This window comes from Gilliamella sp. wkB7, assembly GCF_001693435.1.
GTDB lineage: Bacteria > Pseudomonadota > Gammaproteobacteria > Enterobacterales > Orbaceae > Gilliamella > Gilliamella apicola_N.
Genome location: NZ_CM004509.1, coordinates 1,442,946 through 1,457,139, shown reverse-complemented (window position 1 = coordinate 1,457,139; position 14,194 = coordinate 1,442,946). Strand labels below are relative to the sequence as shown.

Annotated in this window: 18 protein-coding genes; 14 read left to right on the top strand and 4 right to left on the bottom strand. The window is 34.2% G+C overall.

Annotated elements, in window-relative coordinates; translation table 11 throughout:
• Positions 1 to 117 precede the first annotated feature (117 nt).
• Entirely contained in the window at positions 118 to 423 is a 306-nt protein-coding gene (fliE, locus tag A9G17_RS06320) for a flagellar hook-basal body complex protein FliE (RefSeq protein ID WP_065737983.1), read from the bottom strand.
• 172 nt (positions 424 to 595) lie between these two features.
• On the opposite strand from fliE, the gene fliF reads away from it, so the two are divergent.
• The 13 genes from fliF to fliR all read left to right on the top strand — a co-directional run bounded on the left by fliF (position 596) and on the right by fliR (position 11,488).
• Positions 596 to 2,308, top strand: a complete 1,713-nt coding sequence (gene fliF, locus A9G17_RS06315; protein ID WP_065737982.1) for a flagellar basal-body MS-ring/collar protein FliF — start codon at positions 596 to 598, stop codon at positions 2,306 to 2,308.
• Positions 2,308 to 3,306, top strand: a complete 999-nt coding sequence (gene fliG, locus A9G17_RS06310) for a flagellar motor switch protein FliG (protein WP_065737981.1) — start codon at positions 2,308 to 2,310, stop codon at positions 3,304 to 3,306. Before fliF ends, fliG begins: the two co-directional genes overlap by 1 nt.
• Positions 3,299 to 4,051 (top strand): flagellar assembly protein FliH, encoded by a 753-nt coding sequence (locus A9G17_RS06305; RefSeq protein WP_065737980.1) that lies wholly within the window; start codon positions 3,299 to 3,301, stop codon positions 4,049 to 4,051. Before fliG ends, A9G17_RS06305 begins: the two co-directional genes overlap by 8 nt.
• 8 nt (positions 4,052 to 4,059) lie before the next feature.
• Complete coding sequence (gene fliI / locus A9G17_RS06300; RefSeq protein ID WP_065737979.1) at positions 4,060 to 5,424, top strand: flagellar protein export ATPase FliI; 1,365 nt, start codon at positions 4,060 to 4,062, stop codon at positions 5,422 to 5,424.
• Positions 5,425 to 5,442: 18 nt separating this feature from the next.
• Positions 5,443 to 5,904: a flagellar export protein FliJ gene (gene fliJ / locus A9G17_RS06295; protein WP_065737978.1), complete on the top strand. Its 462-nt coding sequence runs from the start codon at positions 5,443 to 5,445 to the stop codon at positions 5,902 to 5,904.
• Entirely contained in the window at positions 5,894 to 7,096 is a 1,203-nt protein-coding gene (locus tag A9G17_RS06290; RefSeq protein WP_065737977.1) for a flagellar hook-length control protein FliK, read from the top strand. The genes fliJ and A9G17_RS06290 overlap by 11 nt, the downstream gene beginning before the upstream one ends.
• Positions 7,097 to 7,268: 172 nt before the next feature.
• A complete protein-coding gene (locus A9G17_RS06285; protein ID WP_065737976.1) occupies positions 7,269 to 7,736 on the top strand; it encodes a flagellar basal body-associated FliL family protein in 468 nt (155 codons plus the stop codon).
• Positions 7,737 to 7,741: 5 nt separating this feature from the next.
• Complete coding sequence (fliM, locus tag A9G17_RS06280) at positions 7,742 to 8,788, top strand: flagellar motor switch protein FliM (RefSeq protein WP_065737975.1); 1,047 nt, start codon at positions 7,742 to 7,744, stop codon at positions 8,786 to 8,788.
• Positions 8,781 to 9,161 carry a flagellar motor switch protein FliN gene (fliN, locus tag A9G17_RS06275; RefSeq protein WP_065737974.1) on the top strand — a complete coding sequence of 127 codons (381 nt, stop codon included), beginning with the start codon at positions 8,781 to 8,783 and terminating at the stop codon, positions 9,159 to 9,161. Before fliM ends, fliN begins: the two co-directional genes overlap by 8 nt.
• On the top strand, positions 9,161 to 9,601 hold the full coding sequence (fliO, locus tag A9G17_RS06270; protein ID WP_065737973.1) for a flagellar biosynthetic protein FliO: 441 nt from the start codon (positions 9,161 to 9,163) through the stop codon (positions 9,599 to 9,601). The genes fliN and fliO overlap by 1 nt, the downstream gene beginning before the upstream one ends.
• Positions 9,602 to 9,670: 69 nt before the next feature.
• Complete coding sequence (gene fliP / locus A9G17_RS06265) at positions 9,671 to 10,348, top strand: flagellar type III secretion system pore protein FliP (RefSeq protein WP_335340560.1); 678 nt, start codon at positions 9,671 to 9,673, stop codon at positions 10,346 to 10,348.
• Positions 10,349 to 10,412: 64 nt separating this feature from the next.
• The gene (fliQ, locus tag A9G17_RS06260; protein WP_039129046.1) at positions 10,413 to 10,682 is read left to right on the top strand and encodes a flagellar biosynthesis protein FliQ; all 270 of its coding nucleotides are present in this window, start codon (positions 10,413 to 10,415) and stop codon (positions 10,680 to 10,682) included.
• A 2-nt stretch (positions 10,683 to 10,684) separates the two neighbouring features.
• Positions 10,685 to 11,488, top strand: a complete 804-nt coding sequence (gene fliR, locus A9G17_RS06255) for a flagellar biosynthetic protein FliR (protein ID WP_065737971.1) — start codon at positions 10,685 to 10,687, stop codon at positions 11,486 to 11,488.
• A gap of 230 nt (positions 11,489 to 11,718) precedes the next feature.
• Here fliR and A9G17_RS06250 read toward each other — a convergent pair whose 3' ends face one another.
• From A9G17_RS06250 to A9G17_RS06240, 3 genes are all read right to left on the bottom strand, one after another.
• Complete coding sequence (locus A9G17_RS06250; protein ID WP_065602954.1) at positions 11,719 to 12,054, bottom strand: zinc ribbon domain-containing protein YjdM; 336 nt, start codon at positions 12,052 to 12,054, stop codon at positions 11,719 to 11,721.
• 99 nt (positions 12,055 to 12,153) lie between these two features.
• Positions 12,154 to 12,933: a class I SAM-dependent methyltransferase gene (locus A9G17_RS06245; RefSeq protein ID WP_065737970.1), complete on the bottom strand. Its 780-nt coding sequence runs from the start codon at positions 12,931 to 12,933 to the stop codon at positions 12,154 to 12,156.
• A gap of 11 nt (positions 12,934 to 12,944) precedes the next feature.
• Positions 12,945 to 13,292 carry a cupin domain-containing protein gene (locus tag A9G17_RS06240; RefSeq protein ID WP_065737969.1) on the bottom strand — a complete coding sequence of 116 codons (348 nt, stop codon included), beginning with the start codon at positions 13,290 to 13,292 and terminating at the stop codon, positions 12,945 to 12,947.
• 165 nt (positions 13,293 to 13,457) lie between these two features.
• Here A9G17_RS06240 and A9G17_RS06235 point away from each other — a divergent pair, with 165 nt between their 5' ends.
• Positions 13,458 to 14,174, top strand: a complete 717-nt coding sequence (locus A9G17_RS06235; RefSeq protein ID WP_065737968.1) for a Crp/Fnr family transcriptional regulator — start codon at positions 13,458 to 13,460, stop codon at positions 14,172 to 14,174.
• Positions 14,175 to 14,194 lie beyond the last annotated feature (20 nt).

Sequence of the window (14,194 nt, the reverse complement as noted above, 5' to 3'; positions counted from 1 at the left end):
GTTGCAACAATAGTGGTGAGGTTAAGCCAATTTACTATAAAAATTGGCAGTTAATTAATTATATTTTTTAAACCAAAATACCATCATCTAGTAGATGATTAGCTATCCGATAATGGTTTAAACATTCATATTCATGATTTCTTGATATGCTGAAACTAATTTATTCCGAACTTGGATACCAAATTGTAACGAAACTGAAGATTTTTGCATATTAACCATTACTTCATTTAGAGAAACATTCGGTTCTCCCATTTCAAACGCTTTAGCCGAATGATTGGTTTGCATTTGCAATTGGCTAATGTTATCCAATGCGGTTTTTAACTCATTAGTAAAGTTATTCTCAGCTTTTAATTGAGGCTTAGTTGCATATGGTGCATTAAAGTTTGTAAGTTCATTTGTATTTAATGTATTGATCGTTGTCATAACGGCTTGGTAATTTTCATTTTATCACTTTACGGTGCAATTTATCACACAAGGCAAAAAATAAATGGCATAAGTAAGGGATAAATGCTGTGTTTTTTTAGCTATTGATTTTTATTAATGCAAAGATAATAGACCCTAGAATTAATCTAATCAGCTTAGCATTAGGATTTTTATGGCTAGCCAAACAGTCGACGGTAAAGGCGAATCAAAATTAAATAAATTACCTTTTATAAATCAAATAAAACAAAATACCAAAATGGCATGGTCAATTGCAGCTGTTATTGCTATTGCTATTATCAGTATCATCTATTTATGGGTTAAAGATGACTCTTATAGTGTTTTATTTAGTAATTTAAATGATAAAGATGGTGGCGAGATTATCAGCCAACTTGATAAGATGAATATCCCCTATAAATTTTCATCGTCTGGTTCGACCATCTTAATTCCTGAAGATAAAGTTTATGATACGCGTTTGCGTATTGCTCAACAAGGATTACCTAAAGGTGGCGCTGTTGGTTTTGAATTACTCGATAAAGAAAGTTTTGGTATGAGTCAATTCAATGAACAGATAAATTACCAACGTGCTTTGGAGGGTGAATTATCCAGAACAATATCGATTATAAGTAGTATTGATGATGCTAGAGTGCATTTGGCGATGCCTAAACCATCATTATTTGTCAGAGAACGAAAATTTCCTTCCGCATCTGTGGCATTGACGTTATTACCTGGTCGCAGTCTATCACAAGGGCAAATTGATGCCATTATTCATTTAATTTCAAGCAGCGTACCCGAATTACAAGCTGATAAAGTTACGATTATTGATCAACATGGTCATCTATTAACAGGTGAAAATTATCGTGACCGAAATGCCAATGTGGCGCAATTAGAATTTAGTGAACGTATTGAAAACAGTGTTCGTGAGCGCGTTGAAAAAATTATTATTCCTATTTTGGGTAAAAATAATGTTCGGGTGCAAGTGAATGCTGAGGTTGATTTTAGCCGACAAGAATCAACGTCAGAAATTTATGATCCTAATAGTGATATTGCCAAGCAAACTATTCGCAGTAAACAGTTAACGGAAAATCGGCAATTAATTAATAGTTATGGCATAGGAGGTGTGCCAGGTGCGTTATCTAATCAACCCGTACCCACATCAAGTGCCCCTATTGATGAAGACAAGGAATCCAAAGATATTACTGATAAGCAACAGCCAAGTAACTGGCAATCCAATAATACTTTAAATTATGAAGTAAATCGGCAAGTTGTACACAGCAAAATACCTGAAGGGCGTATTAAACGTTTATCGGTTGCAGTATTAGTTAACTATAAGTTTGTGACCAATCAGTTAGAGAATAATGAGACAAATGAGAGTGATGATGAAAATAAATCATCACTTCCAACCGAACAATGGGTAAAACTCGATAGTAATGAATTAAACGACATTGAATTATTAGCTCGTCAAGCGATGGGTTTTTCCCAATTACGTGGTGATAGTTTGACTGTTGCCAATTTGAAGTTTACTGATCAAGAATTTGATGAAGATAGCGGTATCGCATTTTGGAAAACGCCTGAATTTTATGATTCTATCAAAACAGGCGGTAAATATTTAATCTATATTTTAATCATTTGGATTATCTGGCGAAAAGTATTGCGTTCAGTATGGCTGAAACTACAAAGACAGTACTTAAATGTTAATAATAAAGCGACGGATGCTCAGGCAACGCTAGATGAGAAATTAGATTATAAAGCGCACAGTAAACAGCAGCAGAAAATATTTGAAGATAATATGCAACAACAACAATATATTAGAAAAATTGTCGAGAAAGACCCTCGGGTAATGGCATTAATTATTCGTGGTTGGATGAATAAGGGGGACACAGAATAATGAATTTAAGTGAATCTCAAAAAGCCGCTACAGTAATGATGATATTGGGTGAAAATCTTGCTGCCAAAGTGATGCAATATCTTAGCCCTAAAGAGGTACAACACATCAGTAGTGCAATGATGTCTTTACCACAGCTTTCGCAAGAGCAATTGAAAAGTGTTCTTAATGAATGTCAATTTACACTTGAAAATTGTGCCGTTTTAACTACCGATGCGGATGGTTATTTACGTTCAGTACTCGAAAAATCTATTGGCAGTGAAAAAACCGAACGTTTACTTGATGAGTTGTTAGAGACTGATCGCGAAGAAGCCACCGATGGTCTTGAAATGCTTAACTTTGTTGATGCAGCACGGGCAGTTGATCTGGTTAAAAAAGAACACCCACAAATTATTGCTACTATTTTAATTCATCTGAATCGAGATTTAGCTGCTGAAATTTTAAATCTGTTTGATGACGAACTACGTAATGATGTCATGTTACGTATTGCAACTTTTGGAGGTGTTGAACCATCAGCGCTACAAGTTTTATCGACATCATTATCTACATTATTACATGGCCAAAATCTTAAACTTAATAATATGGGTGGCGTTCGTACCGCAGCAGAAATTATTAACTTAATGAAATCTCATCAAGAAGAGCTTGTTATTAATGCGTTGCGTGATTATGACAACGAACTTGCTCAGAAAATTATTGATGAAATGTTCTTATTTGAAAATCTCATTGAAGTTGATGACAGAAGTATTCAACGTCTACTTAAAGATGTCGATAATGAAACATTAATTATTGCTTTGAAAGGCGCATCAAGCGCATTGCGTGATAAGTTATTAAGTAATATGTCACAACGTGCCGCCTCTATTTTACGTGAGGATCTAGAAAATAGACCACCAGTGCGTTTATCACAAGTTGAAACTGAGCAGAAGAAAATTTTGGTTATTGCGCGTCGCTTAGCCGAAAGTGGTGAAGTGATTTTGAGTAGTGGTGATGATGAGTATGTATAATCAATCCAGTAGGTTGAACTGGAAACCATTTATTTTTCAGGATTTAACCTCGGCAACATTATCACAACTAAGTACCAACTATAGTAACCAAGAAAGTGAAATTTGCCAGCCTGAACAGGCGTTAGAGTTAATTGAATCGAATGAAGAACCTGATATTGTTCAAGAAACACTTGAGCAGTTAAAGCAAGAAGTTAAAGCACAAGCTTATCAAGAAGGGTTCACTTTAGGTCAAACTGAAGGGTTTGATGTGGGTAAACACTCGGGTTATGAACAGGGATTTGCTCTTGGACAACAAGAAGGACGTCAACAGATAGAGCAGCAACTTAGTGATGAAAAGTTAAAAGCGGTAGAGAACATCACTGATCTAATTCGCAATTTTCGGCAGTCAATTAATGATATAGATGAGTTAATCGTGCCCAAATTAATTGATTTAGCCTTGCTTGCTGCACAAAAAACTGTTGGCACTCTTTCTAAAGTCAAACAAAAGCAGCTGGTTTTTACGATACAAATGCTTATTGAGCAGTGTTCGATGTTATCAGAACCGATTTTATTGCATCTTAATCCCGATGATCTGTTGTGGTTAGAGCCAATAATAAGTGAAGAAATTAAACAATACCATTGGCAATTTATCGCCGATCCTAATATTGAAAGTGGTGGCTGTAAAATTTTTACAGATACTAATGAAATTGATACCAATGTTACCAATCATTGGCAAATCATGTCCGATTGTTTACATGAAAGGTGAGCATTAATATGACCTACTCATCGCAATGGATCAACAAAATTAGCCAAGCTACACAGAAACTTCAATCTTTATCCTTAATTCGCCAATATGGACGATTAGTCAAAGCTTCGGGATTAGTGCTTGAAGCTGTGGGATTAAAATTACCACTAGGTTCAAACTGTTTTGTTGAGCGGCAATCTAATGGTCAACTTGATGCGGTTGAGTGTGAAGTGGTTGGATTCAATGGGCAAACATTATTTTTGATGCCATTTGAGGCGACAGATGGGATTTTATTAGGTGCTCGAGTTTATACTTTAAAATATGATTTAGCGCATTTTAGCCATAAATTATTACCAGTCGGTATGGCGTTATTAGGTCGAGTCGTTGATGCCATGGGTAAACCATTAGATGGTAAGCCATTACCAGAACATGTTGAATATGCCGGTTTAGTCAATAAAACACTCAATCCTTTAAATCGCACCCCCATTCATCAAGTTCTTGATGTTGGGGTAAGAGCCATCAACGCATTATTAACTGTCGGACAAGGTCAACGGATGGGATTATTTGCTGGTTCTGGTGTTGGTAAAAGTGTTTTACTCGGTATGATGGCTCGTTATACACAAGCCGATATTATTGTAGTGGGCTTGATTGGTGAACGTGGACGAGAAGTTAAAGATTTTATCGAAAATATTTTAGGTGAAGAAGGTTTAGCGCGTGCTGTTGTGGTTGCTGCACCAGCCGATGTATCACCATTATTACGTTTGCAAGGTGCAGCCTATGCAACAAGAATTGCTGAAAGTTTTCGCGATCAGGGTTTTAATGTTTTATTAATCATGGATTCTTTGACTCGCTATGCTATGGCGCAACGAGAAATTGCCTTAGCAATAGGTGAACCACCAGCAACCAAAGGTTATCCTCCTTCTGTATTTGCAAAATTACCGGCACTTGTTGAAAGAGCGGGTAATGACGAACATGGCAAAGGGGCCATAACTGCTTTTTATACGGTTTTAACCGAAGGTGATGATCAGCAAGATCCGATAGCTGATTCGGCTAGAGCAATATTAGATGGGCATATTGTTTTGTCGCGTGCGCTTGCTGAGTCAGGTCATTACCCCGCTATTGATATTGAAGCATCCATTAGTCGAGTAATGACCGATCTTACCGCTACTGAAGATGAAAAGAAATCACGCTTATTTAAACAGTTATTTTCTAGTTTTCAACGTAATCGCGATTTAATTAATGTTGGCGCCTATGTGGCAGGTACTGATCCTTTGCTAGATAAGGCGATAAATTTATATCCAGCTATGCAAAAATTTTTGCAACAAGGTATTTACGAACATTGTGGATATGAAGAGGCTTGCCAACAATTAGCTGCGATTGTGAGTCAACATTAACCGGTTAGGAAAGTACTCATGAATAAAAATCCTTCACAATTAGCTTTTTTAACATTAAAAAAATTAGCGCAAAAATCGGTTGACGATAATTTACTTAAGTTAAAGAAAGCGAATGAGAATCAGGATAAAGCACAGTCACAACTCAATGTTTTAAATGATTACTATGTTGAGTATCAACAAAAGCTGAATGATGCCTTATCTGATGGTATAAAAGGATATGAATTAAATAATTTTAATGCTTTTATTGCCACTATTGAACAAGGGATAGAGCAGCAAAAAAAACTGTTATTAACCTTAGATATCAAACAAAAGCAGATTACTAACCAGCTTAATCAATCACAAAAAAGTTTGAACACCTATACAACATTGTTAAGTAAGCAATATAACAAATATTTACAACAGCAAAATCGTTTACAACAAAAACTGACCGATGAATTTGCCCAGCAGCAATTAGCAAGGAGGATATTGAGTGAGTATTAATTTGATTGGTAATTTAAACTTAATGCCAGTACATCAATCAGAGGTTGTTACTAAAGATACCATCAATAATGATAGTAATCTGTTTGAGCAATTATTGTTACTGAGTGAACAGTATAGCCACCCTGCTAATAAACCAACGCAAAGCAAATCGCGTGATATTGATAATGAGGAATTTGATGATAATAACGCTACGGATAATGAGTTAACTATTGGTGGTTATCCAGTTGCTGTTGAGTATTTCGAACGGGAAAAATTGGCTAGTATCAATGCGACAGAGATAAACGCTATAGAAAACAGATATATACCCACGAATTTATCTTCACCGCCAACAAATAAGATAAATTCTGAACTATTAGAAGATAATTTGTTGACCAATTTACCGACAAATCTATTAGATAGTGAGCCAGCCAACGAAGTTATTCATGATAAAGAAAGTGTAATTAACTCGATAACGCAACAAAATAATTTTATGTCGTTATTTGAAGCAAAACGTCAAGCAGATTCAGCATTTATTAACCATAAAAACACTGAAATTAACCATAATACAAGTAATTATTTATTTAATTCATCAAATAATTTATCAAGCATTAGTGATGTTATGCCAAAAGTGGTCTCTCCTCAAACTGATTTTGCTATGAATTTAGGGAGTAACGATGCAATAACGCCTATCCATCAAGCTTCGTCTTTGTCGTCGATGACCAATGAACCTAGCTTGTTATCGTCAGCTAATTCGACTGTAACGCCTTACACAATGGATTTATCTACGCCTGTTGATGTAGCGCAATGGCAAAAATCCTTAACTCAGCACATTATGATGTTTAACCGTCAGGGAATGCAAACTGCCGAAATTAAATTACATCCTCAAGAATTAGGTTCGTTACATATTAAACTTGCTATGACCGATGATAATATCAATCTTCATATGATGGCTGCACATAATATGGTAAAAGGGTTGTTAGAATCTGCATTACCATTTTTACGAACTTCATTACAAGAACAAGGCTTTACCTTACAACAAACCGATATAAGTGATTTTTCGATGATGAGTGATGGCGAGCAATCAGCGATGCATCATCAAAATAATCATCGTCAACAATCGAATGCCGTTGTATCAAACACAGTAGACAAAATTACTGAGCAGTCAAACAACGAAAAACATATTATTAAGTCAGGTTTGAGCGTATTTGCTTAAAAGATAGTTTATGATTTATTGTCTGCTTAGTACCTTAAAAATAAATTGAAAACGTTAAATAGGTAATATTTTTGTTGCCTATTCTTCAAATCAATTTTACGTGTTTGATTTATTATTCTTCTCATTATTACCATTTAATGGTTATAAATTTTTTATTGAGATAAGAATAAATATGCCAACTACCCCAAAGAAAGTGAATATTTTGAACTTAATACTTATTCTCATCACGCTGTTAGCATTAGGTATAGCTGCTTATTTATGGTTCCAAAATCAATCAAAAACCAAGGCTAAAGAGCAAGATGAAATAACTATCGTATCGCCGGTTTTTTTAACATTAAAACCGTTTACTGTATCATTGCCTACATCAGAAGATAGTAGTGATATTAATAAAATTCTTTATGTTGGTATGGTACTGCGTGTCGCCGATGAAGACCAAAAAACCGCATTATTAGAATATTTACCTGAAGTTAGAAGTGATATCCTTTTTTTATTATCTAAACAATATGTTAATAAATTAAAACAAGAAACGGGTAAATTTGAATTACAAGAACAGATAAAAAATACATTATCACGCCAATATGATATCAAACACTCAGTAAAAATCGACGAAGTGCTCTTTACTGATTTTATTATACGGTGATTGTTATGTCTGATAAGCGTGAACCGATAACCGACATTAATGACGAAGATGATTATAACCCCGTATCAGAAAGCTCAATTGCTACTGAGAATAACGTTACTGATACAAGTGTTGTATCATTACCATCAGGCAAAAAAGCCGATGTTAAACCTTACGATTTATCGGTCAAACACAGCTTTATTCCTGAACGTTTAACAGCATTAGAAATTATTAATGAACGTTTTGCTCGCCAGTTTAGGATAGGTTTATTTAATCTGTTACGTCGCAATACTGATGTGATTGCATCTCCAATTGAAACACAAACCTTTAAATATTTTTCCGATATTTCATCAACATATCATTTAAATTTAGTACATCTTAACCCTTTGCGAGGCTCTTGTTTATTTTCGTTTTCACCTGAATTAGTGTTTATTGTGGTTGATACATTATTTGGTGGGGATGGACATACAAATAAGGTTGCAACAGAAGGTCGTGAGTTTACTCATACTGAACAACAAATCATTAAACGAGTTTTATCGTTAGCATTAACTATTTATCAAAATGCGTGGGCAGATATCTATTCAATTGAAACTGAGTATATCCGCTCTGAAATACAAAGTAAGTTTACTAATATTACTACTTCTCCTGATGATGTTGTATTAACTAGCAAATTTAAAATTGAAATTGGTAGCTTTAAAGCGACATTTTGTATTTGTATACCTTATGCCATGGTTGAGCCAATTAAAGAATCTTTAATAAAACCACCTATTGAGCAGCAAACTTATCAAGATGATAATATTTGGATGAGTTCATTAACTTCTGGCATTAAACAATCAACTGTCGAATTAGTTGCTAATTTTACTCGTATTCAAACTACTGTCTCTAAGCTATTAGCGTTAAAAACTAATGATGTTTTAGTGATCGACAAACCGACAAATTTGGATGTTACCGTCGGAGGTGTACCAGTATTAAAAGGTCATTACGGTAAAGTTAATAAACAATATGCAATTAAAGTAGAACAGGTTATTAATCCTGTAATAGAACAATTAAATGAGGGAATGCAAAATGACTGATATCAGACAAGATAGTGAAGATATCCCGAAAGTCGATGAAAACAGTGATGAATTATCTACTAAAGGCGTTATTTTTGAAACACTATCACTACAACAAACCGAAGAACAAAAGCAGGATATTAATCTTATTTTAGATATTCCGATTGATTTGAGTGTCGAACTCGGTCGAACCAAGATGGCAATCAAAGATTTATTAAATTTAACTCAAGGATCAGTCATTGCATTAGATGGTCTTGCTGGTGAACCATTAGATATATTAATTAATGGTTATTTAATTGCCCAAGGCGAAATTGTGGTTGTTGGTGATAATTATGGCGTGCGCATCACCGATATTATAACTCCATCAGAGCGTGTACGTAGGTTAAGTCGTTAATGGATATTATACAGGAAAATAAGGCTCAGCCTTCAATATCAGCAACAGATACAATTGCGATAACTTCTGTATCACCTGAATTAAAAATAAACACGCAAATGGCTACATCAATGGGCATGTCGCTTATCGGTGTGATTGCTGTGATTTTATTATTAGGGTGGATAGTAAAACGCTTTAATTGGAAAAAGCCAAATAAACAATTGATTGAGGTGAAAGCCACTTACAATATCAATCCTAAAGAGCGAATTGTTTTGGTTCATGTCGATAATCAATTATTAGTTGTTGGTGTGACTGGGCAGCAGATGACTTTACTGCATACCATAAATGAACAACGAACCGATATGCTACTAGCAGAACCCTCTTCAGGAGTGAAAGATTTTTCCAAAAATAGAATATTTGAGCAAATGTTACAGTCCATTTTGAAATTAAGAAAGGAGTAATGGGTAGTGCGGTTAAAATCTGTTATTTTGCTGAGCTTATTGACGATTAGCCAATATAGTTTTGCTGAAATTTCACCGTTATCTATTATTACTCGTACTACGTTGGACAATGAACAAAGCTGGTCGTTACCCGTAGAAACATTGGTCTTTTTGACCTTACTGACTTTTATTCCTGCAATACTACTGTTAATGACCAGCTTTACTCGCATTATTATTGTTTTGGGCTTATTGCGTAATGCTCTAGGGACACAATCCGCTCCACCTAACCAAGTCATTTTTGGTATTGCTCTTTTTATGACATTTTTTATTATGTCACCGGTGACTGATAAAATTTATCAAGATGCTTATATACCTTATTCACAAAATCAAATCACTATGCAAGAAGCTTTATCCACAGCAACTAAACCATTGCAGGCGTTTATGCTTACTCAAACCCGAGAAAATGATTTAGCGTTATTTGTGAATATGTCCCATCAAAATGAGATCCAAACCCGAGAAGATATTCCCTTAAACGTTTTGGTACCTGCTTTTGTAGTCAGTGAGTTAAAAACCGCTTTTCAAATAGGTTTTACGATTTTTATTCCTTTCTTAATTATCGATTTAGTGGTAGCCAGTACACTTATGGCATTAGGGATGATGATGGTTCCACCTGCAACGGTATCATTACCATTTAAGTTGATGTTGTTTGTATTAGCAGATGGTTGGCACTTATTACTTGGTTCATTAGCACAAAGTTTTTTTAGTTAAGAAATTTTAGTTAGGCAATTTTAGTCAAAAAATTCTAGTTAAGAAATACGAATGAAGGAATAGTATGTCACCTGAATATATTAGTACTTTGGCAATGCAAGCCATAAAAGTCGCAGCATCCCTTGCTGGTCCTTTACTGTTAGCCGCTTTAGTTACTGGTTTAGTCATTAGTTTATTGCAAGCGGCTACGCAAATTAACGAAATGACATTATCATTTATTCCCAAAATTTTGGCTGTAATTGTGGTTTTAATTATTTTGGGGCCATCAATGTTGTCAACGATGATTGACTACATTCAAATTGTTATTACAGATATTCCTAACTTAACTCATTAAAGATGATGGATTTTAATATTAACAGTCTATTTAATATTGATTTCTTTTCTTGGATTAAAGATGTTTTTTTTCCATTTGTGCGCATTTTGGCATTAATTATGGTTGCGCCAATTTTTGGTGAAAAAGAAGTACCAAATCGCATAAAGATTGGTTTAGCATTAGTAATTGTTATGCTTCTACCCCTTCCTCATCTTGATGATAATATAAAAATCTATTCTCTTACAGGGATATGGGTTATTGCTCAGCAAATAATGATTGGCGTATTGATTGGTTTTACTATGCAACTTGCGTTTATAACAGTCAGAATTTCGGGTGAATTAATTGGAATGCAAATGGGGCTGGGAATGGCAACTTTTTTTGATCCAATCGGAGGGCCTTCCACTTCTGTTTTATCTCGATTAATTAATATTATAGCATTACTGATTTTTTTAAGTTTAGATGGTCATTTATGGTTATTATATGGTATTTCAAATAGCTTTGATATTGTTCCAATTAGGCTTATGACATTGCCTGCAAATGGCTATTTAGCCTTAATTGATATAAGTAACCAACTGTTTATCAATGGCATTATGTTAGCGCTCCCTTTAATGACTTTACTGTTAATCATCAATATATCATTGGGGTTATTAAATAGAATTACACCACAATTATCAATTTTTGTGGTTGGTTATCCACTAACACTATTGTTAGGATTAATCATGTTAAGCTATTTAATTTCGATGTTGCCGACATTTACTGAGTTTGTTTTTGAACAAATGTTTAATCACATTTCTGTTATTTTATGGTTTTTAAGCGATGTTCCGTAATGTGATATTAATTATATAATTGATAAATTTATCAATTTAATTCTTATTTAATTATTCTTTTCATTAGCTATTCATCACATTCAATGTTCATTTTTGTAAAAAAGTTTCAGGTTAACTATACATTTCAGTATAAAAATAGGTTGAATTACATTAAATGATAATTTAAAAAAGATGAGTTAAAACTAAATAAGAAAGTAATGCTGATATAATCAGCATTTTATTGATATCAATTAAGCTTTTTTTACAAAACAAGCTTTAAGCATGATTTTCATGCCATCAATTTTACAATCGATCTCATGATCGCCTTCGACTAAACGAATGCCTTTGGCTTTAGCCCCTTTTTTCAAAACGGTAGAAGAACCTTTTAATTTAAGGTCTTTAATTAAAATAATATCGTCGCCATCAGCAAGTAAATTACCGTTACTGTCTTTCACTTGTAATCCTTCATCGGTTGAAGCAACATCGTTCGGATCCCATTCGTGAGCACATTCAGGGCAAACATAAAATGAACCATCATGATAAGTATGTTCAGACTGGCAAACAGGGCAGTTAGGTATAGATTCCATGGGTATGAATAATCCAAGTTAAATAAAATGGCGTTTACTATAGCAAAAAAACGCTATTAAGTCATGGTATTCCCATTTTCGATAGCGTTATAGTGGTTGTCAAATCGCTGATTTAGGTTTGATAGAACAGATGGCAATATAATTAAGTTGGTTTCGGTATTGTTTGAATGTTTTGAACATTTTAAAAAATTGTGGTCGATTTTGTTTACGTAGTGCATTACGAATAATTCTGAATGTTCCTAATAATCCTTCATCATGAATCATGCCTTTAGGAGACATTAGTGTCATAGCAGCGTGTTGTGATTGAATATCAATAAATCCAACATTAGCAAAAAGGGCATGCCAAGATTCATTGCTAATCGGCTGGGCATTAACATTAATTGCTTGATGAATTCGTTCTATAACTTCCTGTGATTGTTCTGGATTAACTAGCATAATATCGTGAGTGAGGAGTTTGCCTCCTGGTTTTAATACTCGATAATATTCTTTAATTAAATGCGTTTTAGCTTTATTCGCATACATTGTTAACATCGCTTCATTAATCACTATGTCAAAACTATTATCAGCAAAGGGCAATGTTGATGCATTGGCTTGTTGTATATCAACTAAATGAGTAACTTTATTTTTAATAACATTTTGCTTTGCTTTTTCTAAAGCAAGTTTATCCATATCTACACCAATTATATGACAACCGAAACGCTGAGCAATTTCGATGGATGTTGTACCCATGTTGCATGCAATTTCAAGTACCTGACTTTGTGGTGTAAAGTGTGCTTGTTTAAACAACCATTCGGTAGCCTTTTTACCACCCGGGCGTAATCTGGTTTTACCCAAGCGAGCAAGAAATTTATGCCCAGCTTCTTTTTTTATGTCGTCCATTATATAGCACCTCAATTGGTAGTTTGCATAATTTCTCTTAACATGATTAATAACATTTTAGCTGCTTGTGGAGCTTCAACCGCATGTGGAATGTTAGCAGGCATTCTGACAATGGTACCGGGTACAGCTTTAACGGGTTGGCCATCAATAATTAAGGTTAGTTCACCTTCAATAACCATGACAATGGCATCAAAAGGGGCACTGTGTTCAGATAATCCTTGCCCTTTATCAAAAGCAAAGAGCGTTAAATTGCCCCCTGTTGTTTTAGCTAAAATCCGACTAGCAATACTTTGTTCTGTTGCGTTAATTAATGAAGTGATTTCGAATGCTTGAGCAGGGTTAATGGTATTATTTGTCATAAACAACTCCTATATTTAGTGAGTAAACGATTCGTTGCAATTTTGCGAATAAAAACATATATTTCATAAGGTTATTTCAATCATTTAAGGTGATTATGAGTATTGAAATAAGAACTATTATCAATTATATTGAATTCATTCTAGAAGCATCTTTAGGCAAAACCTATGATATTTGTCAAAAATATACCAACTGAGCAACAGATTTTTGGTTGGTTAAATCAAGTTGAGTTGTTTCAAGGATTAACCAAAGAGACATTAATACCTATTATTGAAAGTGCTAGCTATAAGCAATTGACGAAAGGGGAAATGATCAGTTATGAAGGTAAACCCCTATCTTGTTGTGTGCTTGTTTTAACTGGAGAAGTTGAAGTTTATCGCAGTACTTATTTAGGTGAAGAAAAGATTTTTGGTATTTTTAATCATTATCAATTAGTGGCTATTGCCGCTATCTTTATGCCGCATAATCGTTTTCCAATGACGATTAGAGCTAAAACAGATTGTTCGGTATTATTAATTGAAAAACAGAGTTTATTGCAAGTTTGCAAAACTAATCCCATTATTATGCAACGTTTATTAATTCGTTTCAGTACTAAATTATATGAGCAAATAAATAATATCGATTGGTTAACTTCAAGCTCCTCAGAACAGCGTTTGGCTAGTTATTTGTTGTCATTATGTTCCTCCGATGACACTTATCAATTTATATTGCCTATTTCTCGTGGTCAGTTAGCGACAAAGTTAGGTATTCGTTATGAAACGTTAAGTCGATTAATGTCGAACTGGCGAAAACAACAAATTATTCAAATTGAAAATAATCGAATTAATATACTAAATGAAGCTTATTTGAAAGAGCTTACTCTGCCTTTTCAACGTTCATTTTAAAAAAAGCGGTTGGCGTTTAG

What these genes read in the sequence shown, in the direction of transcription:
- fliE (WP_065737983.1), bottom strand. Translation starts at nt 423, where the DNA reads ATGACAACGATCAATACATTAAATACAAATGAACTTACAAACTTTAAT.
- fliF (WP_065737982.1), top strand. Translation starts at nt 596, where the DNA reads ATGGCTAGCCAAACAGTCGACGGTAAAGGCGAATCAAAATTAAATAAA.
- fliG (WP_065737981.1), top strand. Translation starts at nt 2,308, where the DNA reads ATGAATTTAAGTGAATCTCAAAAAGCCGCTACAGTAATGATGATATTG.
- A9G17_RS06305 (WP_065737980.1), top strand. Translation starts at nt 3,299, where the DNA reads ATGTATAATCAATCCAGTAGGTTGAACTGGAAACCATTTATTTTTCAG.
- fliI (WP_065737979.1), top strand. Translation starts at nt 4,060, where the DNA reads ATGACCTACTCATCGCAATGGATCAACAAAATTAGCCAAGCTACACAG.
- fliJ (WP_065737978.1), top strand. Translation starts at nt 5,443, where the DNA reads ATGAATAAAAATCCTTCACAATTAGCTTTTTTAACATTAAAAAAATTA.
- A9G17_RS06285 (WP_065737976.1), top strand. Translation starts at nt 7,269, where the DNA reads ATGCCAACTACCCCAAAGAAAGTGAATATTTTGAACTTAATACTTATT.
- fliM (WP_065737975.1), top strand. Translation starts at nt 7,742, where the DNA reads ATGTCTGATAAGCGTGAACCGATAACCGACATTAATGACGAAGATGAT.
- fliN (WP_065737974.1), top strand. Translation starts at nt 8,781, where the DNA reads ATGACTGATATCAGACAAGATAGTGAAGATATCCCGAAAGTCGATGAA.
- fliO (WP_065737973.1), top strand. Translation starts at nt 9,161, where the DNA reads ATGGATATTATACAGGAAAATAAGGCTCAGCCTTCAATATCAGCAACA.
- fliQ (WP_039129046.1), top strand. Translation starts at nt 10,413, where the DNA reads ATGTCACCTGAATATATTAGTACTTTGGCAATGCAAGCCATAAAAGTC.
- fliR (WP_065737971.1), top strand. Translation starts at nt 10,685, where the DNA reads ATGATGGATTTTAATATTAACAGTCTATTTAATATTGATTTCTTTTCT.
- A9G17_RS06250 (WP_065602954.1), bottom strand. Translation starts at nt 12,054, where the DNA reads ATGGAATCTATACCTAACTGCCCTGTTTGCCAGTCTGAACATACTTAT.
- A9G17_RS06245 (WP_065737970.1), bottom strand. Translation starts at nt 12,933, where the DNA reads ATGGACGACATAAAAAAAGAAGCTGGGCATAAATTTCTTGCTCGCTTG.
- A9G17_RS06240 (WP_065737969.1), bottom strand. Translation starts at nt 13,292, where the DNA reads ATGACAAATAATACCATTAACCCTGCTCAAGCATTCGAAATCACTTCA.
- A9G17_RS06235 (WP_065737968.1), top strand. Translation starts at nt 13,458, where the DNA reads ATGATATTTGTCAAAAATATACCAACTGAGCAACAGATTTTTGGTTGG.